This window comes from Streptomyces sp. NPDC127119 (assembly GCF_042677425.1).
Lineage (GTDB): Bacteria > Actinomycetota > Actinomycetes > Streptomycetales > Streptomycetaceae > Streptomyces.
Genome location: NZ_JBHXTO010000002.1, coordinates 146540 through 170308 on the forward strand (window position 1 = coordinate 146540; position 23769 = coordinate 170308).

Annotated in this window: 22 protein-coding genes; 11 read left to right on the forward strand and 11 right to left on the reverse strand. The window is 70.5% G+C overall.

Translation table 11 applies throughout. The annotated features are described in order from the left end of the window. Positions 1 to 40: 40 nt before the first annotated feature. Positions 41 to 937, forward strand: coding sequence for an alpha/beta hydrolase family protein (locus ACFVH5_RS01615; protein WP_385831175.1), 897 nt, complete (start codon positions 41 to 43; stop codon positions 935 to 937). A gap of 69 nt (positions 938 to 1006) precedes the next feature. Here ACFVH5_RS01615 and ACFVH5_RS01620 read toward each other — a convergent pair whose 3' ends face one another. After that, the gene (locus ACFVH5_RS01620; protein WP_385831177.1) at positions 1007 to 1390 is read right to left on the reverse strand and encodes a MerR family transcriptional regulator; all 384 of its coding nucleotides are present in this window, start codon (positions 1388 to 1390) and stop codon (positions 1007 to 1009) included. 129 nt (positions 1391 to 1519) lie between these two features. Here ACFVH5_RS01620 and ACFVH5_RS01625 point away from each other — a divergent pair, with 129 nt between their 5' ends. Continuing rightward, complete coding sequence (locus tag ACFVH5_RS01625) at positions 1520 to 2593, forward strand: alkene reductase (RefSeq protein WP_385831179.1); 1074 nt, start codon at positions 1520 to 1522, stop codon at positions 2591 to 2593. A 45-nt stretch (positions 2594 to 2638) separates the two neighbouring features. Here the strand turns inward: ACFVH5_RS01625 and ACFVH5_RS01630 are convergent, their stop codons facing one another. Continuing rightward, positions 2639 to 3064: an SRPBCC family protein gene (locus ACFVH5_RS01630; RefSeq protein ID WP_385831180.1), complete on the reverse strand. Its 426-nt coding sequence runs from the start codon at positions 3062 to 3064 to the stop codon at positions 2639 to 2641. 221 nt (positions 3065 to 3285) lie between these two features. On the opposite strand from ACFVH5_RS01630, the gene ACFVH5_RS01635 reads away from it, so the two are divergent. Continuing rightward, on the forward strand, positions 3286 to 3822 hold the full coding sequence (locus tag ACFVH5_RS01635; RefSeq protein ID WP_385831182.1) for a DUF6328 family protein: 537 nt from the start codon (positions 3286 to 3288) through the stop codon (positions 3820 to 3822). A gap of 6 nt (positions 3823 to 3828) precedes the next feature. Here the strand turns inward: ACFVH5_RS01635 and ACFVH5_RS01640 are convergent, their stop codons facing one another. The 8 genes from ACFVH5_RS01640 to ACFVH5_RS01675 form a co-directional block, all read right to left on the reverse strand. Next, complete coding sequence (locus ACFVH5_RS01640) at positions 3829 to 4338, reverse strand: SRPBCC family protein (protein WP_385831183.1); 510 nt, start codon at positions 4336 to 4338, stop codon at positions 3829 to 3831. 38 nt (positions 4339 to 4376) lie between these two features. Next, entirely contained in the window at positions 4377 to 4871 is a 495-nt protein-coding gene (locus ACFVH5_RS01645; protein ID WP_384804343.1) for a GNAT family N-acetyltransferase, read from the reverse strand. Positions 4872 to 4965: 94 nt separating this feature from the next. Next, positions 4966 to 6159, reverse strand: a complete 1194-nt coding sequence (locus ACFVH5_RS01650; protein ID WP_385831184.1) for an acyl-CoA dehydrogenase family protein — start codon at positions 6157 to 6159, stop codon at positions 4966 to 4968. Positions 6160 to 6238: 79 nt separating this feature from the next. Next, the gene (locus ACFVH5_RS01655; protein ID WP_385831186.1) at positions 6239 to 7255 is read right to left on the reverse strand and encodes a ThuA domain-containing protein; all 1017 of its coding nucleotides are present in this window, start codon (positions 7253 to 7255) and stop codon (positions 6239 to 6241) included. A gap of 59 nt (positions 7256 to 7314) precedes the next feature. After that, positions 7315 to 9462: a PQQ-binding-like beta-propeller repeat protein gene (locus tag ACFVH5_RS01660; RefSeq protein WP_385831187.1), complete on the reverse strand. Its 2148-nt coding sequence runs from the start codon at positions 9460 to 9462 to the stop codon at positions 7315 to 7317. Positions 9463 to 9623: 161 nt separating this feature from the next. Then, on the reverse strand, positions 9624 to 10499 hold the full coding sequence (locus ACFVH5_RS01665; RefSeq protein ID WP_385831188.1) for a citryl-CoA lyase: 876 nt from the start codon (positions 10497 to 10499) through the stop codon (positions 9624 to 9626). Beyond that, a complete protein-coding gene (locus ACFVH5_RS01670; protein WP_385831189.1) occupies positions 10496 to 11698 on the reverse strand; it encodes a CaiB/BaiF CoA transferase family protein in 1203 nt (400 codons plus the stop codon). The genes ACFVH5_RS01665 and ACFVH5_RS01670 overlap by 4 nt, the downstream gene beginning before the upstream one ends. A gap of 86 nt (positions 11699 to 11784) precedes the next feature. Beyond that, positions 11785 to 12570: an IclR family transcriptional regulator gene (locus ACFVH5_RS01675; RefSeq protein ID WP_385831190.1), complete on the reverse strand. Its 786-nt coding sequence runs from the start codon at positions 12568 to 12570 to the stop codon at positions 11785 to 11787. A 129-nt stretch (positions 12571 to 12699) separates the two neighbouring features. Between ACFVH5_RS01675 and ACFVH5_RS01680 the strand changes: the two genes are divergently transcribed. The 6 genes from ACFVH5_RS01680 to ACFVH5_RS01705 are packed head-to-tail and all read left to right on the forward strand — an operon-like array spanning position 12700 to position 20787. After that, positions 12700 to 14205 carry an aldehyde dehydrogenase family protein gene (locus ACFVH5_RS01680; protein ID WP_385831191.1) on the forward strand — a complete coding sequence of 502 codons (1506 nt, stop codon included), beginning with the start codon at positions 12700 to 12702 and terminating at the stop codon, positions 14203 to 14205. Further along, positions 14202 to 15998, forward strand: a complete 1797-nt coding sequence (locus ACFVH5_RS01685) for a thiamine pyrophosphate-binding protein (RefSeq protein ID WP_385831192.1) — start codon at positions 14202 to 14204, stop codon at positions 15996 to 15998. The genes ACFVH5_RS01680 and ACFVH5_RS01685 overlap by 4 nt, the downstream gene beginning before the upstream one ends. Positions 15999 to 16056: 58 nt before the next feature. Beyond that, positions 16057 to 17235 (forward strand): ABC transporter substrate-binding protein, encoded by a 1179-nt coding sequence (locus ACFVH5_RS01690; RefSeq protein ID WP_385831193.1) that lies wholly within the window; start codon positions 16057 to 16059, stop codon positions 17233 to 17235. A gap of 35 nt (positions 17236 to 17270) precedes the next feature. Continuing rightward, positions 17271 to 18140 (forward strand): branched-chain amino acid ABC transporter permease, encoded by an 870-nt coding sequence (locus tag ACFVH5_RS01695; protein WP_107017219.1) that lies wholly within the window; start codon positions 17271 to 17273, stop codon positions 18138 to 18140. Then, a complete protein-coding gene (locus ACFVH5_RS01700) occupies positions 18137 to 20005 on the forward strand; it encodes an ATP-binding cassette domain-containing protein (protein ID WP_385831194.1) in 1869 nt (622 codons plus the stop codon). The genes ACFVH5_RS01695 and ACFVH5_RS01700 overlap by 4 nt, the downstream gene beginning before the upstream one ends. Next, positions 20002 to 20787: an ABC transporter ATP-binding protein gene (locus ACFVH5_RS01705; RefSeq protein ID WP_385831195.1), complete on the forward strand. Its 786-nt coding sequence runs from the start codon at positions 20002 to 20004 to the stop codon at positions 20785 to 20787. The genes ACFVH5_RS01700 and ACFVH5_RS01705 overlap by 4 nt, the downstream gene beginning before the upstream one ends. Positions 20788 to 20808: 21 nt before the next feature. Here the strand turns inward: ACFVH5_RS01705 and ACFVH5_RS01710 are convergent, their stop codons facing one another. Further along, on the reverse strand, positions 20809 to 21681 hold the full coding sequence (locus tag ACFVH5_RS01710) for a helix-turn-helix transcriptional regulator (RefSeq protein WP_385831197.1): 873 nt from the start codon (positions 21679 to 21681) through the stop codon (positions 20809 to 20811). 173 nt (positions 21682 to 21854) lie between these two features. On the opposite strand from ACFVH5_RS01710, the gene ACFVH5_RS01715 reads away from it, so the two are divergent. Then, the gene (locus ACFVH5_RS01715) at positions 21855 to 22721 is read left to right on the forward strand and encodes an SDR family NAD(P)-dependent oxidoreductase (RefSeq protein WP_385831198.1); all 867 of its coding nucleotides are present in this window, start codon (positions 21855 to 21857) and stop codon (positions 22719 to 22721) included. A 44-nt stretch (positions 22722 to 22765) separates the two neighbouring features. Beyond that, a complete protein-coding gene (locus ACFVH5_RS01720) occupies positions 22766 to 23764 on the forward strand; it encodes an aldo/keto reductase (protein WP_385831201.1) in 999 nt (332 codons plus the stop codon). Positions 23765 to 23769 lie beyond the last annotated feature (5 nt).

The following is a 23769-nucleotide window of genomic DNA, read 5'->3' on the forward strand; positions in this document are numbered from 1 at the left end:
GGCATTCGCGCCCCGAACCGCACCCACCCCCGTCGTCTCGGTGAAGCCGGTGGTGCTGGAAGTGCCCGGCCGTGGCCAGGACCTCCAGGTGAGGATCTCCGCGCCGGTGACCGGGAGCGGGCTGCCGATCGTCGTCCTCTCGCACGGCTTCGGGTCGTCGCTCGACGGCTACGGCCCCCTGGCCGACTTCTGGGCCGCTCATGGCTTCGTCGTCGTCCAGCCCACCCACCTCGACTCCCGCACGGTGGGCCTCGCCCAGGACGATCCGCGTACGCCGCGGATCTGGCGCCACCGCGTCGAGGGCGTGAAGCGGGTTCTCGACCGGCTCGATCTGCTGGAAGCGGCCGTTCCCGGTCTCGGCGGCCGGCTCGACCGGACCCGTATCGCCGCCGCCGGACATTCCTTCGGCGGTCAGACCGCGGGCAATCTGCTGGGGCTGCGGGTCCTGGATCCGGTGAGCGGAGAGGAAGCGGACCTCTCCGACGCGCGGATCAAGGCGGGCGTGCTGCTCGCCACGGCGGGGAAGGGCGGAGCCGACCTGACGCCGTTCGCGGCCGGGAACTTCCCCTTCATGAACCCGAGTTTCGCGAACATGACCGCACCGGCCCTCGTGGTCGCAGGGGACCGGGACGACTCCCCGCTGTCCGTCCGGGGGCCGGAGTGGCTCGCCGACCCGTACTTCCTGAGCCCGGGTGACAAGAGTCTGCTCACCCTGTTCGGGGCGGAGCACTCGCTCGGCGGGATCGCCGGTTACGAGGTCAGGGAGACGACGGACGAGAACCCCGAACGCGTCGCCCTGGTGCAGCGGGTCACCTGGGCCTACCTCCGCCATGCGCTCGGCATCGAGGACGACAGCTGGGCGGCGGCGCGGAAGGCGCTCTCGGAAGGTGCCGCCCCCAGTGGTGCCGCCGCACTGGGCCGGATCGAATCCAAGTGACGTTCCGCGCGGTCGCGCTTGTACGTGCAGGCGCGCAGGCGTGCATGTGGGTGCCTGTGCGCGCAACCGTCAGACGCAGGCCGCCGCAGCCGCCTGGAGCTGGTCGCGGTGTGCCCGCGCCGACGTCATCAGCTGGTCGAGGGCGTCGCGGGTCTGGACGAGTTCCGCGATGTGCGTGGTGAGCCGGTCGCGTTCCTGGCCCATGCGGTCGAGGGCGGCGTCCGAGTTCTCCTCGCTGGGTGAGTCGACGCAGGGCAGCAGCTCGGCGATGGTCCGGCTGGACAGGCCGGCCGCGTAGAGGTTCTGGATGAACCTGACACGTTCGATCTCGTCGTCCGTGTAGTGCCGCTGGCCACTCGGACTGCGAGTGCTGGTCAGCAGCTTCTGTTCCTCGTAGTAGCGCAACGACCGGACGCTGACTCCGGCCCGTTCGGCCAGCTCTCCGATACGCATGTGCTTCTCCCCGCTCTCCCCGTGTGCCGCTGTTACCTGGGTCACAGAACTTGCCCCTGACGTCAATGTCAGGTTTTAGCGTAACCGCTGTGCCCGGTACCCGGGCCACGGATCGCGAAGGAGTCGCAAGTGACCAGCCTGTTCCAGCGTTACGACCTCGGTGCCCTGACGCTGCCCAACCGCGTGGTGATGGCCCCCATGACCCGGGTGAGGGCCGCGGCCGGCGGTCTGGCCACGCCGTCGATGGCCACCTACTACGCTCAGCGGGCGAGCGCCGGACTGATCGTGACCGAGGGCGTCCAGCCCAGTCTGATCGGGCAGTCCAACCCGGGTACGCCGGGCCTGCACACCGATGAGCAGCAGGCGTCGTGGCGGCCCGTGACGGATGCCGTGCACGCCAACGGCGGACGGATCTTCGCCCAGCTCATGCACGGCGGACGCGTCTCGCACCCCGACACCACGGGTTCGCGGCCGGTCGGACCGTCGGCCGTGGCCGCGGTCGGCGAGGTGTTCACACCGACCGGACCCCAGCCCGCGCCCGTGCCCCGCGCACTGGAGACCTCGGAGATCCCGGAGCACGCCCGCTCCTACGGTGACGCGGCCCGCCGGGCCGTGGACGCGGGATTCGACGGCGTGGAACTGCACGGCGCCAACGGCTACCTGATCTCGCAGTTCCTCTCCACCAACGCCAACTTGCGGACGGACGGCTACGGCGGTTCGGTGGCCCACCGCATCAGGTTCGCCGTCGAGGCGGTGTCCGAGGCCGTCGAGGCCGTCGGGGCGGCGCGCACCGGCATCCGGCTCTCGCCGGGCGGGACCTTCTGGGGAGTCGAGGAGACGCAGGTCATCGACCTCTACACCGCTCTGCTCGGCGAGTTGGCGCGGCTGGACGTGGCGTACGTGCACATCGAGGCGACCGCGGAGGAGGAGGTGCTGGTGGCGCTGCGCCGCGCCTGGCCCGGCACGCTCGTCATGAACCCGGTCCTCCCCATGGGGCCCAAGCAGACCGGACGGTCGGACGCCGACCACTGGCTCGGCCTGGGCGCGGACCTCATCAGCTTCGGCCGCGCCTTCATCGCCAACCCCGACCTGGTGGAACGGCTGCGCACGGGGGTCCCCATCGCGCCCGTCGACGAGGCGACCTACTACCAGGGCGGCGACGCCGGATACCTGACCTACCCGGCCCACCAGTACAGCGCCTGACCCCGGTCGGCGGAACGCCGGGCCGAGGTCGGGGCGGCGGGGGAGTCAGGCCGACGCGGCGGTCTCGGCGAGTTTCTGGAACTCGCCGAGGTCGTAGTTGGCGAGCGCCGAGTCCAGATTGGTCAGGGCGCCCAGGCGCTCGACGAAACCCTTCGGGTCGTACTCGATCTGCAGGGTGACGCGGCTCGACGTGTCGTCGAGGCGGTGAAAGGTGACCACTCCCGCGTGGTGCACGCCCTCGACGGTGTGCCAGGCGATCCGCTCCTCGGGGATCACCTCGGCCAGCTCGGCGACGAAGTTCTTGTCCGCGCCGGGCAGGGACAGCTGCCAGGCGAAACGCCGTTCGTCCAGGGGCTCCACCAGCCGTACGTGGCTGAGGAAGGACGGCCACCTCGTCACATCGCTCCACAGGGCCCAGGTGACGGAAACGGGGGCTTGGATGTCGACGGTCTCCACCAGGGATGCGGACACGGGGGCCGCCTTTCGTGGTCGGTCGGGCGCCGAACCGGGTGGATCGGCAGGGCCCGGTTACCCGCACGCACCCCTCCCACACGCGAAGGGTGAGCGGGCTTGACGCAGGCCGTGCGGGGTATGCGGCATTCTCCGACGTGCCGCACACGGCCCGTGACCCGACCCTGCACTCGCGGCCGTCGCCCGTATCCGTATCCGTATCCGTATCTGTGGAGGACATCATGGCCGTGACGGACCCGCCCGCTCCCGCGATAGCCTCCGAAGCCTCGGAAACCGGGGACGCGCAGGAGAATTCGGAGGCGCCGAGAGAGCAGGCGAACCGTCGCTGGAACGAGATCCTCCAGGAGACCCGGGTCGCCCAGACCGGCGTACAGATCCTCTTCGGCTTCCTGCTCAGCGTCGCCTTCACCCCGGGGTTCCGGGACCTCGGCACCATCGACCGGACGATCTACGTCGTCACGGTCGTCCTCGGCGCGGCGGCCACCGGTTCCCTCATCGCCCCGGTCTCGATCCACCGCTTCCTGGTCGGCCAGCGGATGAAGGACGAGCTGGTGGAGACCGCCCACCGGCTGATGATGTTCGGAATGGTCCTGCTCGCCCTCACCATCGGCGCGACGCTGCTGCTCATCCTGCGCGTCGTCCTGCCGGGCCTCATAGCGGAGTTTCTCGTCGCCGGGGTGATGCTGTACTTCGCCCTGTGCTGGTACGCACTGCCCCTCTGGCTGCGCCACCGCGCCGCACGCGACGAGAACGCCTGAGGCCCCTCAGGGATGGGCCGGCGCTTCCAGCTCCCGCTTGAGGTTGCGCAGGGTTCTGTCGATGTTGCCGACCTGGAAGACCGCGAAGGTCTTGCCGCCGGTGGCCACGCGGTCGAAGGTGTTGGCCACGAGGGTGGGCCACGAGCGCCGGTCGTCGGTCCAGGTCTCCGTCACCCGGGTGCCGCCGCCCTCCGCCTCGAACCGGTACTCCCATGTGGCGATGGGCGCCTTGAGGCGCGGACGCCGGATCCCGATCGCGTGGACGCGGAAGGCGAGGCGGCTGCCTGCATCCGCCGCGGTGACCGTGCAGCGGGTCGTCCAGCGGAAGCCGCGACGCTTGTTGTGCCCCTCGAAGACCATGCCGACCTGGGCCGGCGCGTCCCCGCCCGGGACGGTCGCGCCGAGGTTCTCGGGGCTCCAGCGGCCCATCTGTGAAAGTCGGCTGACCTGGTCGTACACCGTCGACGGTGACGCCTCGACCAGGATGCTACGAGTGACGGTGAACGTGCGGGGCATGGGCACTCTCTCCGTGGGCGCAGAAGTTACCGGAGAGTCTACTGGTAAGTAGGAATAAGGAACTCCAGCTCGGGCCGGTCCCACACCACCGCGGGCGGCGTCGCCGACGCGATCCCGACGTGCACCGCGCCCACGCTGCGGTAGAAACCCTCGGCGGGAGGATGCGACACCACGCGGACCCGGTCGAGCCCGGCCGCCCGTGCCTCGGACTTCATGTGTGCCACGAGCAGCCGTCCCACCCCGCGCCCCTGTGCCTGATCGGCGACGAACATCAGGTCCAGTTCCGGCGGGGCGAGGACGAGCGAGTAGAACCCGAGCACCTGGCCCTCGTGTCCCTCCGCGGCGGTGACGGCCACGAACACGCGGTGGGTCTCGATGTAGTCGGGGCCGACCCGGTAGCCCGCCACCATCGCCGCGTACTGGCCCTCGTAGGCGCGTGAACCGCGCACGAGCCGCGTGAGCCGTTTGGCGTCCCGCGCGGTGGCCCGGCGTACCGAGACCGATCCGCTCCTGCCCGTAATGCTCCGGTTCATCAGGCGAGTATCACAGGCAGGAGATCGTCGTCCTCACACCGGGCCCCGGAACGCCGGGCGGTCCTCAGAACACCCGGCCCCGGAACGGCACGCCTCAGACGAACGCGCTCTCGCCGGTGACCGCCTTACCGACGATGAGCGTGTTCATCTCCCTGGTCCCCTCGAAGGAGTAGATGGCCTCCGCGTCCGAGAAGAAGCGGGCCACGTCGTAGTCCAGCACGATCCCGTTGCCGCCGAAGATCTCCCGGGCCCAGCCCACGACCTCGCGCATACGTGCCGTGACATGGGCCTTGGCCAGCGACGAGTGCTGGTCCTTGAACACGCCCGAGTCCTGCAGCCGCGCGAGCTGCAGCAGCATGCCCCAGCAGGCGGTGATGTTGCCGAGGCTCTTGACCAGCAGATCCTGCACGAGCTGGAAACCGGCGAGCGGCCGGCCGAACTGCTCGCGCTCGGTGGCATAGGCGAGCGCCAGCTCGTACGCGCCGATCATCACCCCCAGTGCCTGCCAGGCGACCCCGCTGCGGGTGGCACGCAGGACCTCCGCGACGTCGCGGAAGGACTCGACGTTCTGGAGCCGGTCGGCCTCCGGCACCCTGACCTCGGTCAGCGTGATGTCGGCGTTCTCGACGATACGCAGGGAGATCTTGTTCGCGATCTTCTCCGTGACGAAGCCCGGCGTGCCCTTGCCGACCATGAACCCCTTGACCTGCTCGTCCGCGAGATCCCTCGCCCAGACCACGACATGGTCGGCGAAGGTGGCATTGCCGATCCAGCGCTTGGCGCCGTTGAGGACCCAGGTGTCGCCCTGCCGCTCGGCCGTGGTGCCCATACCGGCCGCCACGTCGGATCCGTCGAGCGGTTCCGTCAGGGCGAAGGCCCCGATCGTGTCCATGGCGGCCATGCCGGGCAGCCAGCGGTCCCGCTGCTCCTGGCTGCCACCGGCGTGGACGGAGTACATGGCCAGGCCGGTGTGGACGCCGAAGAACGTGGCGACCGACGCGTCCACCCGGCTCATCTCCAGCGCCATCATCCCGGTCAGCAGATGGCTCACGGCGGGACGGTGCTCGCCGTAGCCCTCGTACGACAGCCCCACCAGACCGCTCTCCCGGAACTTGGTGATCAGCTCCGGGGGAAAGGTGCCCGCGGCCCAGTTCTCGTTCACCAGCGGCTTGACCTCGTCGTGCATGAACGCGCGTGTCTTCAGCAGGATCTTGCGTTCCTCGTCCGACAGCGCGCCCTCGAAGTCGTAGAAGTCGGCAACGATCCCGTCATCCATGGAAGATCTCATCCTCGCCTTCTTCCACGCTTTCCTTGCAGGATGCACGGGAATTCGGCGAATGGGTCAACCCGTACCGCGCAGGAGTGAGTCAGCCCGCCCGGCAGAACGGCTCCCTGCCCATGGCGGACTCGATGCCCCCGAGGAGCAGGCGCTGGAAGTGTTCGGAACCGGGGAACGAGCCGTCCGTCGAGAAGGCCGCGGCGTCATGGCCGAGGGTGGTGAGCCAGGCCCGCCCGCCGTCGTAGTACTGGCACCAGGCGACCGGATGGTCCCTGCCATGACCGGGGTGCCCCTGATTGCCCGTGACGCCTTCGGTCAGCGTGGACTCGTCGACGGTGGCCAGGACACGGACCTTCGAAGGGGCCGGGACGAGGTTGTACCACTCGTCGGAGAAGTCCCAGTGGGCCGGCAGCCCGGCGGTGGAGGAGTCGCGCCGGTTGTGCGCGACGACCTTGCCCGGTTGTGCGGGTCCGTGGTCGTAGAAGTTGGCGCCGCCCAGCAGACCCTCGTACCAGGGCCAGTTGTACTCCGTGCCGAACGCGTTGTGGATCCCGGCGAAACCACCGCCGCCGCGGATGTACTGGCGCAGCGAGGTCTGCGCGGCGTCGTTGAGGGCGTCGCGACTGGTGGAGTAGAAGACGACGGCGTTGTACCGGAACAGCCGGGCGGGCGTGGCGAGTTGGGTGACGTCCTCGGTCCAGTCGACGGTGAAGCCGTGCTCCCTGCCCATCTCGACCAGGGCGTTCTGGACGACATTGGTGTCGGCGAGAGCAGGGTTGAGTCCGGCGCCGAGCGCGGGGCCGAGGTTGGCGTGCCGGGGCCCGGCGGTCCGCGTGTAGAGGAGGACGCGGTAGCCGTCGGCGGCCGGGGAGAAGTTGCCCCAGTCGTGGTAGCACTTGGCACTCGTGCCGCGGCAGACACCGTAGTCCGGACTGCCCAACTCCTCAGCGGCCTGCGTATGTTGACCACCCGTCGACGCGCCTTCGCCCCGCGCGTCCCTCTGCTGCTGAAGGCCGAGGAAGGCGGCCAGCGCGATGAGGAGCGTGGCACTGACGGTGGCGGCCACGGACACGGTCGTACGCGCCGCACGTGCTCCGGATGTCATGGTGACCGGCCCTCTCCCTGGACGGCGATTCGCTGAACGGCGTTGCGCTGTACGGCGATTCACTGGACGACGATCTTGCCGGTGGACTGGGGGAAGGCCGGGTCGTTGTAGAAGTACTCGCCGCGCCTGCCGAAGGTGTACGTGTACGACTGGCCCGGCATCAGCAGCCCGGTGTCGAACTCCGCGTCGAAGAACGCGACCGCCCCATGGGCCTGCGCGTTGTCGGCGGGGTTGGTGAAGGTGACGGCGGTGCCGGCCGGGACCGTCAGGTGCTGGGGTGCCATGGCGTTCTGGGCGACCGTGTTCTCGGCTGTTCCGGGCGCGCCCGTGGCGGTGTTCCAGACGCGGCCGAGCGTGACGGTGTCGTGTGCCGTCGCCCCGGTCACGGCGGCGGTACGGATCTGGTTGCGGCGGGACGGGGGAGTGGGCGCGGGGGCCTGGCCCACCTTGCCGCCGAGCTTGAACGCCCAGAGGTGGTCGCCCCGCGGGATGTCGGGGAAGGGGAGGCCGTTGCCTCCGGCCAGCACGGCGACGTACTGCTCGCCGTCGATCTCGTACGAGACGGGGACGGTGTTGACCCCGGCACCGCACTGCCACGTCCACAGCGTCTTCCCGTCGGTGTCGTCCATCGCTTCGAGGACGCCGTCCGGGCGGCCCTGGAAGAGGACGCGGCCTGCGGTGGTGAGGATGCCGTTGCCGTGCGCCAGCGACCAGGGGCCCTCCTTGCGCCAGGCGACCGTGTTGGTGCGCGGGTCCATCGCGACCAGACCGCCGCCGAACAGCTCGCCGAGGGGCCGGGCCGTGTTGACCCGGCCGCCGCGGGTGTTGGAGTAGGAGGAGTTGACGAGCCCGTAGCCGACGTAGACGTATCCGGTCCGGGGGCTGAAGGAGGGGAAGCCCCAGTCGGCGCCGCCGCCCGCTCCCGGGAAGAGGATGGTGGCCCGGTCCCAGAAGACCTCGTACAGGCCGCCCGTCGGATAGAAGGGGACGGGCCGGGTCGTCTTGTTCAGCTCCGGGTAGGGGGACACGAACGGTTCGCCGCCGGGGAACGGCTGGGTGGGGGACGTCTTCTGCAGGGTGTGCTGGGGGACCGGCCGCTCCTCCATGCCGTGCACGGCCTCACCCGTACGGCGGTCGAGGACGTAGTACCAGCAGGTCTTCGAGCCGTAGACGACGACCTTGCGTTTCGTGCCGTCGACGAGCAGGTCGGCGAGCACCGGTGCCATGACGTTGTCGGCGTCCCAGATGTCGTGGTGGACCGACTGGAAGTGCCAGCGCCGTTCGCCGGTCTTGGCGTCGATGGCGACGATCGAGTTGGCGAAGAGGTTGTCGCCGCCGCGCGAGGACCCGTCCGTGCGGGGGTAGGGGTTGCCGAACGTCCAGTAGACCAGGCCGAGTTCGGGGTCGACGGCAGGGTGGATCCAGGGGACCGCGCCGCCGGTCTTCCAGGAGTCGCCCTCCCAGGTGTCGTGTCCGTACTCGCCGGGTCCCGGCGGCCCCCAGAACGTCCACACGACGGCGCCGGTCCGGGCGTCCAGCGCGTAGCCGCGTCCGCGGGCGCCGGCGGTCGAGCCCTCCGTGCCGATGTAGACCAGGCCGTCCCAGTGCACGACCGCGCCCGCGAGGCCGCCGCTGTTGCCGCCGCACTGGCCGCTGTCGTTGTCGCAGCCGTCGTCGCCGCCGTTGTCGTCCACGATCAGCGGCTTCTGCCAGACGATCGCGCCGGTCCGCCGGTCCAGGGCGTACACGATGTTCGTGCCGGAGATGGTGAAGACCTTGCCCTCGGCGACGGCGACGCCCCGCATGTTGGTGGTCTCGGTGCCGAGGCCGGTCCTCCAGATCACCTCGCCGGTCCTGCCGTCGATCGCGAAGACGTTCTGCTGGGTGGTCTCGACGTACAGCACACCGTCCCGCACGACGATCGTGCACTGCTGGTACGTGCCGGTGGAGCCGCCCTCCAGGTTGATGTGCCAGGCCCCGCCGAGCCGCTTGACGTTTCCCGGGGTGATGTCCTGGAGCGTGGAGTGGTTCTGGTTGCCGTAGTCGCCGCCCACCTTGGGCCAGTCGGCGCCGGTGGTGCCGAGGGCGGCGGACTGCCGGGGGACCGGGAGCGCGAGGTCCGGGCCCGCGTTCGCGGTGGACGCCGCAGTGGAGGCGCCGACCGCGCTGCCCGCCGCGGCCGTCAGGAGGAAGGTCCGTCTTTCCATCGTTCAGTTCCCTCGATTCTCGGTTCGATCAAGGTCCGCTAGATGGTTCGCGCAAGCCACAGAATGGGTTCGCGTGATGGGAGGTCACGTTAGGGACGGCCATGTGTCCATGACAAGACACGTGACAGGGGAGTTTCGAGCCACGAAAGTGAACGTGCGGGTCAACCAGGCGCTATGCGCGCTGTTGGTGCCGTCAGATGGACCGGCACCATGGAGGGCGGCATGGGGCTCTTGTTGCGGCGCCCCTGCCCTGTCTCCTCCCAGGCGTGCGCCAGGATGCCGACACTGCGGCTGAGCACGAACAGACCGCGGGCCAGAGGCGCGGCGAAGCCCAGCTCGGCGTAGATGACGGCCGTGGCGCCGTCGATGTTCATGGGCACGGGCCGCTTGCCCTCGCGCCCGCGGTTGAGCAGTTCCTCCACCGCGCGGGCCGCCCGCAGATGGGCGCCCTCCACCAGCCCGTCCGCCACGGCCCGGTCCACCAGGGCGAGCAGCGGGTCGCGGCGCGGATCGCGGGGGTGGAAGCGGTGCCCGAAGCCCGGCAGATAGCGCGAGCGGGCCCGCCACTCGCCGACGACCTCCGCGACGGCGAGGTCGAACTCCGCGTCCCCGGCAGGCTGCCCGGACCGACGGGCGGGCCGCGCGCCACCCCGGTCGTGCCGTTCGACGATCTCGCTCAGCAGCTCCACGCACTGCTGACCGGCCCCGCCGTGCACATCGCCGAGCATGTTCACGCCGGTGGCCACGGCACTGTTGAGCCCCACCCCGCAGGTGGCGGCCATCCGGGCGGCGGCGATCGAGGGCGCCTGCGGGCCGTGGTCGACGCCGGCCACCAGGGCCGCTTCCAGGAGCCCGGCCTGCTCGGCACGGGGGAGTTCACCGCGCAGCATCAGCCAGATCGTCTCGACGAAGGTCGCATGGCCGATCAGGTCCTGGACCGGATGCTCGCGCAGTTCGACGATGCCGGGCTCGACCCGGCTGACGGCGGTGGCCCACCACTGCGCGACCAGACCGTCCTGCGGCCCGGCCGCCGTCATGACGCCCGGGCCTCGGCGGCGTGGCGGTGTGCCCGCCAGCGGGTGATCAGCCGTTCCCGCTCCTTGCCGTGCTGGTCGAGCAGCGGAGGCGGGGTGTCCGGCGACAGCGCCTCGCCGTCCACCAGCACGCCGTTGCCGCTGACCCTCAGCGTGCGGCCCGAGCCGTCCGGATAGGGCAGGTCCGTGAAGAAGCCGCGATGCGCCAGCTGTTCCAGCTCGACTGCCTCGGGGACGGTCAGGACACGGGCCGCCGGGACCCCTGCCGCGGACAGCATGGCCTCCCACTCCAGGGCGGTCCTCCGGCGCAGGGCCGCGTTGAGTTCGGCGTTGAGTTCCGCGCGGTGCCGTTTCCGCGCCTCCCGCTCGGCGAACCTCGGGTCGTCGATCAACTGGGGCAGCCCGGCGAGACGGCAGAGCGTGACGAACTGCTCCTGCCGGTTGGCCGCGATGTTCAGCCCTCCGTCGGCGGTCTCGAAGGTCCCGGAAGGCGCCGCGGTGGCGTTCTGGTCGCCCATCGGCTCCGGATCCACCCCGCTGACCAGGTAGTTGGAGACCGCCCAGCCCATCGCGGAGAGGGAGACCTCCAGCATGGAGACGTCCAGCCGGGCCCCCTGTCCGGTCCTCTCCCGTCCGACCAGGGCCGCGCTGATCGCGAGGGCCGCGCCGAGGCCGCCCAGCGAGTCGCACACGGGGAAGCCCACCCTGAGCGGGGCGGTGTCGGTCGTGCCGGTGATGCTCATCATCCCCGAAAGCCCCTGGATGATCTGGTCGTAGGCGGGAGCGGCACTCATCGGCCCCGACTGTCCGAAACCGGTGATCGCACAGCTGACCAGCCGCGGGTTCAGCTCCCGCAGCCGGTCGGCCCCGTACCCCATCCTGGCCAGCACTCCGGCCCGGAAGTTCTCCAGGAGGACGTCCGCGCCGCACAGCAGTTCCTCGAAGTCGGCCCGGTCGGCCGGGTCCTTGAGGTCGAGTACGAGGGATTGCTTGCCCGCGTTCTGGGCGAGGAAGGAAGCGCCGATACCGGACCGGTTCAGCTCCGGATCGGGGCCGAGACTCCGTGCGAGGTCGCCCCTGCCCGGCTGTTCGACCTTGACGACCTCGGCGCCGAGAAGCATGAGGTGGTAACTGCAGTACGGCCCTGCGAGCACATTGGTGAGATCGAGTACGCGGATTCCTGAGAGCGGTCGTTCGGGCATGCACCGGCTCCTTCTGCGGTCACAGCGGTTCGAGCGGGTCCAGCGGGTTCAGCGGGTTCTGTGAGTCGGCGGTTCACTTCGGTGGTTCACTTCGCCGGGCTGAGCGGATGGTCGAAGCCCTGTTCCGACATCTGCCGGGCGACCTCGGCGAGCGCGGTGGCGAACCGTTCGACGACGGACTCGGGGAAGCGGTGGCTGGGCCCGCTGAGCGAGAGCGAGGCGACCACGGCCCCGCCGCGCCCCTCGACGGGTACGGCGACGGCGGTCAGCCCCTCGTCGCGCTCGCCCCGGCTGACCGCGAAGCCCCGCTCCGCCGCCAGATCCGCCCACACCCGCAACTGCCTGGCATGCCCCTCGCCGTGCGGCGATCCCGCGGCGATCCGGCGCAGCAGGGAATCGGGAGCCGTCCGCAACAGAATCTTCGACGAGGCACCCGCCCACAGCGGGAGCTCGTCGCCGACCCGTACGACATGACGCAACGGCTGCGGGCTCTCCTGCTGGGCCACGCAGACGCGGGACAGGCCGCGCAGCATGAAGAGATTGACCGTCTCCTGCTGCTCCTCGGCCAGTTCCCGCATCAACTTGCGTGTCTCGCGCGGCAGTTCCCAGCTGGTGTGCGCGAGATGGGCCCAGCGCCACAGGCCGGGACCCGCGGTGTAACCGGCCGGGGTGTCCCAGAGCAGACCGCACTGCTCAAGGGTCTGCACCATGCGGACCACCGTGGTCTTGGCCAGCCCGGTGGCGTCGACGATCTCCCTCAGCGTCACCGTCGGCTGATCCTCGGTCAGCAGTCCCAGGATGTCCAGAGCCCTGCGCACACTGCGCACCCCGGTCGCCTCGGCCGCCGCCCCCTCATGGTCGGTCCCGCTCACGCGCCTTCCCCCTCTGCTTCGAAACTTCCTCGAACGGCCCTCTTGTCACCGCGAGTTGGCGCCCGTACGTTACACGCCGACCCACAGAGCAGTCCACCAGTACCACTGAGCGGTTTCCTGGGAGATCTCATGCTCGATTCCCTTCTCAAAGCCGGCAGGGACGCGGCGGTGGCCGAAGCGCCTCCCTACGTCGCCGGCCAATGGGGTGGCGGCGGACCCGTGTCGACCCGAACAGGCCCGTATCTGCGCCGCGTCGTCAGCCGGACCTCGACGGCGACCGGTGACGAGATCTCCCGCGCCCTCGCCTGGGCCCGCTCCTCGACCCGTACGGTGGCCGGGCTCGCCCCCGCCCTGCGCGCCGACGTCCTGGACCGAGCATCCCGCGCCGCGTCCGCCCACCGCGAGGGGCTGGCCCGCCTGCTCGCCCTGGAACTGGGCAAACCGGTCAGGGACGGACTCGGTGAGATCGACCGGGTCGCGGACACCTTCGCCGTGTGCGCCTCGGAGGCGCGGCACATCGGCGGGGAGACCCTGCCCGTCGCGGGCTGGGCACGCGGCGTCGGCAACACCGCCTTCACCTACCGTGCCCCGGCCGGGGTCGCCCTCGCCATCACCCCCTTCAACGCCCCCGCGAACCTCCTCGCGCACAAACTCGGCGCGTCCTTCGCCGCGGGCAACACCACCCTCGTCAAGGCCCCGCCCCAGGCACCGGCCTCCACCGCAGCGATCGTGGCACTCCTCCTGGAGTCCGGTATGCCCCCGCAGGGCGTGCAGTTGCTGCACGGCGGCGGCGAGGTGGGCGCGATGCTGTGCGCGGCCGACGAGGTGGCCGTCATCAGCTTCACCGGCAGCGCGGAGACCGGCCGGGCCGTCGCCCGCGCGGCCGGCGCCAAACGACTGGTCCTCGAACTCGGCGGGAACGCCGCCACGATCGTCTGCGAGGACGCCGACATCGGGCAGGCCGCGAAGGAGTGCGCCCGCACCGGATACAGCAACTCCGGCCAGAGCTGCGTCTCCGTCCAGCGCGTCTACGTCCACCGCTCCCGCTACGCCACGTTCCTCGACGCGTTCACGGCCGCCGTCGACACCCTGAGGGTCGGCGACCCGCTCGACCCGGCCACCGACGTGGGCTCGATGGTCGACGAGGAGGCCGCCGAACGCGTGGTGCGCTGGTCCGCCGAGGCCGTCGCCTCCGGCGCCCGCGTCCTGCGCGGCGGCACCCGCGACGGCGCCACCGCCGCGCCCACCGTCGTGGCGGACCCCGCGCCGGACTCCTCGGTCGTGGTCCACGAGGTCTTCGGGGCACTGGTCGCCGTGCTCCCGTACGACGACTTCAATGCGGTCCTCGACATCTGCAACGCCAGTCGCTACGGCCTGCAGGCGGGGCTGTTCACCCGTGACCTGGGCCGTGTCGTCACCGCCTGGCGCGAACTGGAGACCGGCGCGCTGATCGTCGGCGGGACTTCCAACCACCGCCTCGACCACATCCCCTTCGGCGGGGTCAAGGACTCCGGCTTCGGCCGCGAGACACCCCGCTCGATGATCGACGACTACACGGTCGTCAAAACACTCATGCTCCGCGGCCTGTCCGTCTGGGGCGACACGACGTCCATCGACGGGGAGAGCACCGCATGACCGTGACCGCCGCCGAAGCCCTGGTCGCCCAACTGGAGTCGTACGGAATCGAGTACGTCTTCGGCACCTGCGGCCACACCAACATCGCCCTGCTGGACGCGCTCGGCCCGAGCCCGATCCACTTCGTGATCGCCCGCCACGAACAGGCCGCCGCACACGCCGCCGACGGTTACGCCCGCGCCTCCGGGAAACCCGGCGTCCTGCTCACCCACGTCGGCCCCGGCATGATGAACGCCGTCACCGGGGTGGCCACCGCCGCACTCGACTCGATCCCGCTGATCGTCATCTCCGGCGACATCCCCTCCTACTACTCCGGCCGCCACCCGCACCAGGAGGTCAACCTCCACGCGGACGCCGACCAGACCGCCGTCTACCGGCCCCTGACCAAACGCGCCTGGCATGTGCGCCGCGTCCAGGATCTGGCCCGTACGACCGAGCGGGCCTTCTGGACCGCGACCTCCGGCCGGCCCGGGGCCGTGCTCGTCAACATCCCGATGGACCTGCTGAGCCGACAGGTCGAGGAGTACGCCGACGGCCACCCGCTGCCCAGGGGCGCCGCGCTCCCCGGGCTCGACCGGGACACCGCCGAGCGCATCGCCCGGATGCTGCTGGCCGCCGAACGCCCGCTGATCTACTTCGGTGGCGGCCTGCGCAAACCGGCCGCGCGCCAGGCCCTTTCCGCCCTAGCCGAGCACCTCGACATCCCCCTCGCCCACTCCCTGATGGGCAAGGGCGTGCTGCCCGACAGCCACCCCCTGCTGCTCGGCATGCCCGGCTTCTGGGGCCTGGAGACCACCCATGAGTACACCAGGGGCGCCGATGTGGTCCTCGCGCTGGCCACCCGGTTCGCGGAGACCGACGCCAGCTCGTGGGACCCGGCGTACACCTGGACCTTCGGCGACCGGCGCGGCTCGTCCGAGGACAGGCACGGTCCGGCCGGCGACAAGAACGCTCCACCCAGCAGGCTCATCCAGATCGACATCGACCCCGCCGAGATCGGCCGCAACTATCCCGTCGAGATCGGGGCGGTCGCGGATGTCGGCGACGCGGTACGAGCCATAGGGGCCGCGGTGCGGTCCGCGAGGCCGGAGCCCTTCGTGCGGGAGGGACTGCGGGAGACCGTCGCCGCCGCCCGCCGGGCCGTCTTCGACACCGCCCGCGAGGACGGCCGCAGCGACAACTTCCCCCTGCGCCCGCAGCGCATCCTCGCCGACCTGCGCGACGCGCTCCCCGACAACGCGGTGCTCGTCACCGACGTCGGCTGGAACAAGAACGGCGTCGCCCAGTGCTACGAACTCCCCGACGGCGGGCGCTTCATCACCCCCGGCGGAGCCTCCACCATGGGCTTCGGACCGGCCGCGGCGGTCGGCGTGCAACTGGCCCAGCCGGACCGCGTGGTGGTCGCGCTCATCGGCGACGGCGGGATGAGCGCACAGCTGCCCGCGGTGCCGATGGCCGTCGAACAGGGCCTGCCCGTCCTCTTCGTGGTGATGAACAACCGGGCCCACGGCACCATCGCCGACCTGCAGGCCTCGTCGTTCGGCCGGTCCTACGGCTGCGAGTTCACCGACGCCGAGGGCCGGCCCTACAGCCCGGACTTCGCGGCCTTCGGACGGTCCTGCGGCGCCGACGGACACACGGTCACCGCCCCCGCGGACCTCTCCAAGGCCCTCGCCGACGCGGTCGCCCGGCGCAGGCCCGCCGTCATCGACGTACCGATGGTCAACGAACCGGTGCCGACGCCCGGCCACTGGAACATCAAGGACATCTACCGCGGGTCCTTCGCCGACTGACCGCCACCCCCCGACCCCGTCCTGTCCGTTCACCGCTCGCTCACAACGAGGTGACCCCATGACCCGCAGCACCCCACGACCACGCACCGGCACGCGCACCACCGTCCGAGCCGCCGTCTGCACCGCATCCGCGCTGGCCGTCGCCCTCACCGCGTGCAGCGCGCCCGGTGAATCGGACGACGACACCAAGGCGTCCTCCGGTCCCATCAAGGTCGCCGTCGTCAACGCGCAGAGCGGGCAGCTCAGTTCGCTCGGCGACTGGGAGTACAAGGGCGCCAGGCTCGCCGTCGACGAGTGGAACGAGAAGGGCGGTGTCGACGGCCGGAAGATCCAGCTGAAGCTCTTCGACGACCAGGGCGACCCGACCACCGGCACCAACATCGCCCGCAGGCTGGTCAGTGAGAAGTACGTCGCCATGATCGGCACGGCGGAGAGCGCGGTGACCATCGCCATGGGTCCGGTGCTGCAACAGGCGAAGATCCCGAACATCACCTCCGGCCAGTCCGACGGTCTGGTCGCGCTGAAGAGCCCGTACCTCTTCCTCAACGGGCCGACCAGCACCACCTACGACTCGACGCTCGCCCAGCACCTGGTGAAGGACAAGGGCTACAAGAAGATCGCCATGATCACGAACAACGGCTCCTTCGGGAAGGGCGAGCACGACGCGTTCCTGAAGGCGGTGAAGGACCTCGGTGTGACCCCGTCGACCGACCAGGTGGTCACCACCGACCAGAAGGAGTTCAGCGCGGCCCTGACGAAGATCCGGTCCACGAAGCCGGAGGTCGTCTTCATCGGCTCGGAGGAGGTCGAGGCGGGGCTGATCGTCAAGCAGGCCCGGGACCTGGGCATCACCGCCCCCTTCGCGGGCGCGGCCCCCCAGGGCACCCCCGTCTTCATCGACACGGCCGGGAAGGCCGCCGTCGAAGGCACCATCGTCAGCTCGCCCTATCTGAGCAACGACGCCAGTCCCGCGTCGAAGAAGTTCGCCGCCGCGTACAAGGACGCGTACGGCAAGGAGGCGGAACTGCACGGCGCCAAGGCCTACGACGGAGCGAACATCCTGCTCACCGCGCTGAAGACCAGCAAGGCCGCGAGCGGCCAGGAACTCGCGGACGCCATCCGCGACACCCGCTACAAGGGTCTCCTCGGCGACTTCCGGTACGACGCATCGGGCGTCGGCATCACCAAGACCACCATCGGAGTCATCCGCGACGGCGAACTCGTCCCGCAGCAGTAGGCATCGGGAGCACTGGGACTACTGGGAGCACCGAAGTGCAGGAGACACTGCAGACACTCGTCGGAGGCCTCAGCCTCGGGGCGGTCTACGCCCTGGTCGCCATGGGGTTCTCCCTGGTCTACCGCACCATGGGCCTGGTCAACTTCGCGCACGCCGACATCGCCATGATCGGCGCCTACGCCGCCTCCACCTTCTACCTGACCTACAAACTGCCCTTCGCCGTCGCCATGGTCGTCGCCATCGCGGTCACCGCGGCGATCGGCCTGGTCATCGAGCGGGTGCTACGGCCCCTGGAGAACAAGGACTTCGACCTGATGCTGATCGGCACGATCGGCTTCGGCATCGTCCTCCAGGCCGTCGCCATCCTGATCTGGGGCACCACCGGGCGGGCGGTCCGCTCACCCGTACCGGCCGCCCCGCTCGATGTGTTCGGGGTGCGCGTACGCACGTACGACCTGCTGGTGATGGCCGTCGCGGCCCTCGCGGTGCTGGGCCTCGCCTGGTTCCTCGCGCGCACCAAACGCGGCGCCGCCATGCAGGCCGTCGCCATGGACCACGAGGCGGCCACCGCCGTCGGCATCGACGTGGGGCGCAGCAACGCCCTCGCCTTCTCCATCGGCGCGGGCCTCGCCGCCCTCGCGGGTGGTCTCGTCGGCCCGATGCTGTACGTCGACGCCTCACTCGGCGGAGCCCTCGGCATCAAGGGCTTCGCCGCCGCGATGCTCGGCGGCTTCGGCTCCATCCCCGGCGCGGTCGTCGGCGGCCTCGCGATCGGCGTCCTGGACTCCTACGCGGCCGGCCACTTCCAGGGCTACTCGGTGCTCGTGACCTTCCTGGTCTTCACCGCCGCCATCATGATCCGCCCGATGGGTGTCTTCGGGGAGAGGACGGTGAGCCGCGCGTGAAGTTCCGTGCAGCAACCCTCGGAGTCCTGGCAGTCGCCGCCTGGCTGCTGCCGTACGGCCTCGGCAGCTACTCCATCCATGTCGTCAACATCGCCCTCATCTATGCCCTGTTGGCCATCGGCATGGGACTGGCCATGGGCATCTCCGGGCAGATCAACCTCGCCCAGGTCGCCTTCTTCGGCGTCGGCGCGTACACGCTCGCCATCCTCACCACCGACTCCGGACACGGGTTCTGGGCGGCGGCCGTGGTCGCGGTGCTCGCGACCGTGGCGACGGGCCTGTTCGTCGGCATCCCCGCCCTGCGCATGCAGTCCCACTACCTGGGGATCGTCACCCTCGGCCTGGCACTCGGCTTCATCAACTGGATCACCAACGCCTCCGTCACCGGCGGAGCCGACGGGATCTCCGGCATCCCGCTGCCCACCCTGCCCGGCATCGACCTCTCCAGCGAATACCTTTACTACTACCTGGAGTTGGTGGTCTGCGCGCTCGGCCTCGGCTTCGGACTCTTCGTCGTCCGTACGCACCTGGGGCGACGGCTGCGCGCGATGCGCGACGACTCCCTGGCCGCGGGCGCCATGGGCGCCGAGATCCCCCTGCTGCGCATGACCGCGTTCCTGCTCGCCAGCCTGTACGGGGGGCTGGCCGGAGTGCTGTACGCGGGCCTGATCCGCTATGTCGCCCCGGAGACCTTCTCCATCGGCAACATGTTCATCCTGCTCGCCATGGTCGTCATCGGCGGCCGGCGCTCCCTCGTCGGCTGCGTGGTCGGCGCGATCGGGCTGACCCTGATCCGCGAGTGGCTCTCCGACTTCTCGACCTACGCACAGCTCGGCTACGGCGTGGTGGTCGTCCTCATGGTCGTCTTCGCACCGACCGGCCTCGCCGGAATCCCGTCCCGCGTACGGGAGTTCGTGAACCGGCGGCGACTGCGGGGGAGTCCGGGCGAGGACCGTGCCCGGCTGCGCCCCTTCCAGCCGTACGAGGCCGTCGAGCCCCCTGCTTCCGCCGCCGGGCCGCTCCTCGACATCCGGTCCGTGACCAAGGACTTCCGCGGACTGCGCGCCCTGGACGACGCCTCCCTCACGGTCGCCCCCGGCGAGATCCGCGGCATCGTGGGCCCCAACGGCTCCGGCAAGACCACCCTGTTCAACGTGATCAGCGGCTTCTACCGGGCCACTTCGGGACAGGTGCGGTTCGCCGGCCGCGCCACCACCACCGCCCGCCCCTACACGCTCTCCCTCCTCGGCCTGGCCCGCACCTTCCAGAACCTGCGCCTGTTCGGCCAGTTGACGGTCCGGGAGAACATCCTCGTCGCCCTCGACCGCACGAGGACCCACACCATCTGGCAGTACGCGGTGTGGCAGCCCGGAGTCGTCCGCCGCGAGCGGCGACTGCGCCGCCGGGCCCAGGAACTCCTGGACCGCTTCGGACTCACCGACTTCGCCGAGGCGGCGCCCGGCTCCCTGCCCTACGGCATTCAGCGGCGCATCGAGATCGCCCGCGCCATGGCCGCCCGGCCCCGGCTGCTGCTGCTCGACGAACCGGCCGCCGGACTCAACGGCGAGGAGGTGCGCCAACTCGCGCACATCGTGCGCTCCATCCGGGACAGCGGCACGACGGTCGTCCTCATCGAGCACAACATGGGCCTGGTCATGTCGCTGTGCGAGCGCGTCACCGTGCTCTCCAGCGGCGGGGTCATCGCGGAGGGCACACCGGCCGAGGTGGTGGCCACTCCGGAGGTCATCGAGGCGTATCTCGGGGATTCGGCGCCGGGGCCGGGGACGGAACCGGGGCTGGAACCGGAGCCTTCGCCCGCTCCGCCCGCTTCCCCTCCGCCAGCTTCGAAGGAGGCGACTCGATGAGCCCGATGAGCCCGCTGAGTCCGCTGCGGACGATCCCCTTCCGGCGAACGGCCGCACCCGACACGGCTACTCCGGCCACCCTCACCGTCGACGACCTGTCCGTCCACTACGGCGGGGTCCGCGCGGTCAGTTCCATCAGCTTCAGTGTGCCGCCCGGGGCGTCGGTGGGCATCATCGGCGCCAACGGCGCGGGCAAGACCTCCACGCTCAAGGCCCTGATGGGACTGGTCCCGCGGGGCGGCGGACGCATCACCCTGGGCGAGCGGGACCTGACCCGGGTACGGGCCCGCGACATGGTCCGACACGGCATCGGCTACGTACCCGAGGGCAGGCATGTGTTCCCCGGCCTGACCGTCGAGAAGAACCTGCTGCTCGGCGCGTACGCCCGCCGGTGGGACGCCGGGACCCGGGCCACGCTGGCCGAGGTGCACGAACTCTTCCCCGTACTGGGGGAGATGGGCGGGCGGCTGGCCGGGGCGCTCTCCGGCGGACAGCAGCAGATGCTCTCCATCGGCCGTGCCCTGATGGCCGGGCCGCGCATCCTCCTCCTCGACGAACCGTCCATGGGGCTCTCGCCCAAACTCGTCGGGGAGATCCTGAGCGCGCTGAAACGGCTGCGCGAGGAAGGGCTGAGCCTGCTTCTCGTCGAGCAGAACGCCAAACTCACCTTCGGCGCGACGAGTCACTGCCTGGTCATGGAGAACGGCGGCGTCGCCATGACGGGCACCTCCGAGGAACTCAGCCAGGACCCGCGGGTGCGGCGGATCTACCTCGGCCTGTGAACCGCCGGCCCCCGGGTGCCATCACTCGGTGGGGCCGGCGGCGAACCGGTCGGTGCCCAGCACGGTGAGCAGGGCGAGCTTCTCATGGCTCTCCGTGCCCGGTGTGGCGGTGAAGATGAGCAGCGACTGGCCCTGGTCGGGCTCCAGCAGGAGCTGGCAGTAGAGGTCCAGCTCCCCGACCTGGGGATGCACGAACCGCTTGGTCTCGCTCCACCGCAGGCCCACCTCGTGGCGCTCCCACAGCCGGGCGAACTCCTCGCTGGTGCGCAGGAGGACGTCCGCCAGATCCGCCGCGGTGGAACCGGGCCCGTCCCGGGTGACGGCCGCCCGCAGCAGCGCCACATTGGTCCGGCTGTTCTTGCCGTACTCGTCGGGGTGGTACCGCTCACGGGCGACCGGATCGGTGAACCACCGGTACGTGGCGCTGCGGTCGTTGCCGGTGTACTGGGTCTGGTGGCCGAGCAGCGCCACCGCGGACGGCGTCTGCAGCAGGGTCTCGCCGAGTGGGCCCATGACCTGCGCGGTCGTGGCCGCCAGGCCGTCCATGACCCGCATCAGCCCGGGGCTCACATGGTGAAGGCGCGCGTCGCGGCGGGCGGTGCGGTAGCCGGCGAGCAGGAACAGGTGATTGCGTTCGTCCGGGGTCAGCCGCAGGCCGCGCGCGATGGCCGCGGCCATCTGCTCCGACGGCTGCGGCCCGTCGCCGCGTTCCAGCCGCGCGAAGTAGTCGGCGGACATGGTGCACAGCTCCGCGACCTCCTCGCGGCGCAGCCCCGGAGCACGCCGGCGCTGCCCGCGACGCAAGCCGACATCCTCGGGTTGCAGTGCCGTGCGTCGGGTGCGCAGGAAGGCGCCCAGGGACGATCGGTCGAACGTGTGGTCCATGGTCTCCATCCTTGGACATCCGGCAGGGCTTATCCACGACCTCCCATTCAGTGGTTGAGCGTGTCCTTCCACCGTCCTGGCACGGCGAGTTCACTGATGTCGAGATCACCGTTCGCCACGCATCACAGGGGACGCGGCACGCCCTCACCGCAGCACGCCCCCGGATCACGGAGCCACGAATCATGCACACGAACAGCTGGACAGCCGACGACATCCCCGACCTGACCGGCCGCACGGTCGTCATCACCGGCGCGGGCCGCGGCCTCGGCCTGATCACGGCACGCGAACTCGCCCGGGCCGGCGCCCGCGTCGTACTGGGAGTACGCGACACCGAGAAAGGCCGCCAAGCGGTCGCCGACCTGCCCGGCACCTTCGACATCCGGCCGCTCGACGTGTCGGACCTGACCTCGGTACGGGCCTTCGCCGACGCCTGGACCGGTGACATCGACATCCTGATCAACAACGCCGGAGTGATGGACATCCCCGCCGTGCGCACCGCCGACGGCCTCGATCTGCAGACCACCACCAACTACACCGGCCCCTTCCTGCTGACCACGCTGCTGCTCCCGCACCTCACCGACCGCGTGGTGCACGTCACCAGCGAGCTGCACAAGCAGGGGAGGATCGACCTGGCCGACCTCGACTGGCGGACGCGCAAGCACAACGGCATGCGGGCCTACCAGGCGTCGAAGCTCGCCGTCGTGCTCTTCTCGCTGGAGCTGCAGCGCCGGCTGACGGCCACCGGCAGCCCCGTGCGCTCGGTGCTCGCCAGCCCCGGCATCGCCCGTACCTCGCTGGCGGCCGGTTCCAGGTCGAACGTCGTCAACCGGTTCACGTTCCTCACCAACGACCCGGAACGCGGGGTCCTGTCGGTGCTCTACGCCGCGACCGAGGACGTACCCGGCAACGCCTACGTCGGGCCGGACGGCCCCGGCGGTTTCAAGGGCTCCCCGTCCCTCCGCCGACCGGGCAGGGCGGGCCTCGACCCGGCCATGGCCGGCCGGCTCTGGAACGCGACCGCCGACCTCGTCGGGGCGGGCACCCGATGAGCCACCGGAACAGTTACTCGGAAGCAACCGACCAGGGCGAGGACATGACGTTGCGGACTCACAAGATCGGCGCGCACGGCCTGGTCTCCTCCGTCGAGGGCCTGGGAACCATGGGCATGACCGCGATGTACGGCACCCCGGACGAGACGGAGGCCATCAGGACGGTCCACCGCGCGGTCGAACTGGACGTCACCATGTTCGACACCGCGGACATGTACGGGCCCTTCAGCGGCGAGGAACTTCTGGGACGGGCACTGAAGGGCCGCCGCGACGGAGTGGTCGTGGCGACGAAGGGCGGCGGTGTCACGCTCGACGAGAACGGACGGTTCGTCGGCGGCCCCAACGGCAGTCCCGCCTATCTGCGGGCGTGCGTGGAGGGCTCGCTGCGCCGGCTGGGCACGGACCACATCGACCTGTACTACCTGCACCGGGTCGACCCCGCTGTCCCCGTCGAGGAGACCTTCGGCGCGCTCGCCGATCTGGTGACGGAGGGCAAGCTGCGGTACCTCGGTATCAGCGAGGCGTCCCCGGCGAGCATCCGCGCGGCACACGCGACCGCCCCTCTGTCGGCGGTGCAGACCGAGTACTCGTTGTTCAGCCGCGGCGTCGAGGTCAACGGCGTGCTCGACACGGTCCGTGAGCTGGGCATCGGGTTCGTCGCGTACGCGCCGCTCGGCCGCGGTTTCCTCACCGGGGCCGTGCGATCGGTGCGGGACCTGCCGGCCCATGACTTCCGCCGCACCTCACCGCGTTTCGCCGACACGAACCTGGCACAGAACCTGTCGCTCCTCGACCGGATCGTCGCGACGGCGGACGAACTCGGCGTGACGGCCGGCCGACTCGCCCTGGCCTGGGTCCTCGCCCAGGAGGGAGTCACAGCCGTCCCCGGCACGAAGCGGCGCACCTGGCTCGAAGAGAACGTCGCCGCCGCGGCCGTCCGGCTCGACCCCGCGACCCTCGCCGCGCTGAGCGCCGCGATACCGGTCGGAGCCGCGGCGGGAGACCGGTACGCGCCGATGGGCATGGCCTCCATCCAGGAGTGATCCCG

What these genes read in the sequence shown, in the direction of transcription:
- ACFVH5_RS01620 (WP_385831177.1), bottom strand. Translation starts at nt 1,390, where the DNA reads ATGCGTATCGGAGAGCTGGCCGAACGGGCCGGAGTCAGCGTCCGGTCG.
- ACFVH5_RS01635 (WP_385831182.1), top strand. Translation starts at nt 3,286, where the DNA reads ATGGCCGTGACGGACCCGCCCGCTCCCGCGATAGCCTCCGAAGCCTCG.
- ACFVH5_RS01640 (WP_385831183.1), bottom strand. Translation starts at nt 4,338, where the DNA reads ATGCCCCGCACGTTCACCGTCACTCGTAGCATCCTGGTCGAGGCGTCA.
- ACFVH5_RS01645 (WP_384804343.1), bottom strand. Translation starts at nt 4,871, where the DNA reads ATGAACCGGAGCATTACGGGCAGGAGCGGATCGGTCTCGGTACGCCGG.
- ACFVH5_RS01650 (WP_385831184.1), bottom strand. Translation starts at nt 6,159, where the DNA reads ATGAGATCTTCCATGGATGACGGGATCGTTGCCGACTTCTACGACTTC.
- ACFVH5_RS01655 (WP_385831186.1), bottom strand. Translation starts at nt 7,255, where the DNA reads ATGACATCCGGAGCACGTGCGGCGCGTACGACCGTGTCCGTGGCCGCC.
- ACFVH5_RS01660 (WP_385831187.1), bottom strand. Translation starts at nt 9,462, where the DNA reads ATGGAAAGACGGACCTTCCTCCTGACGGCCGCGGCGGGCAGCGCGGTC.
- ACFVH5_RS01665 (WP_385831188.1), bottom strand. Translation starts at nt 10,499, where the DNA reads ATGACGGCGGCCGGGCCGCAGGACGGTCTGGTCGCGCAGTGGTGGGCC.
- ACFVH5_RS01670 (WP_385831189.1), bottom strand. Translation starts at nt 11,698, where the DNA reads ATGCCCGAACGACCGCTCTCAGGAATCCGCGTACTCGATCTCACCAAT.
- ACFVH5_RS01680 (WP_385831191.1), top strand. Translation starts at nt 12,700, where the DNA reads ATGCTCGATTCCCTTCTCAAAGCCGGCAGGGACGCGGCGGTGGCCGAA.
- ACFVH5_RS01685 (WP_385831192.1), top strand. Translation starts at nt 14,202, where the DNA reads ATGACCGTGACCGCCGCCGAAGCCCTGGTCGCCCAACTGGAGTCGTAC.
- ACFVH5_RS01690 (WP_385831193.1), top strand. Translation starts at nt 16,057, where the DNA reads ATGACCCGCAGCACCCCACGACCACGCACCGGCACGCGCACCACCGTC.
- ACFVH5_RS01705 (WP_385831195.1), top strand. Translation starts at nt 20,002, where the DNA reads ATGAGCCCGATGAGCCCGCTGAGTCCGCTGCGGACGATCCCCTTCCGG.
- ACFVH5_RS01710 (WP_385831197.1), bottom strand. Translation starts at nt 21,681, where the DNA reads ATGGAGACCATGGACCACACGTTCGACCGATCGTCCCTGGGCGCCTTC.
- ACFVH5_RS01715 (WP_385831198.1), top strand. Translation starts at nt 21,855, where the DNA reads ATGCACACGAACAGCTGGACAGCCGACGACATCCCCGACCTGACCGGC.
- ACFVH5_RS01720 (WP_385831201.1), top strand. Translation starts at nt 22,766, where the DNA reads ATGACGTTGCGGACTCACAAGATCGGCGCGCACGGCCTGGTCTCCTCC.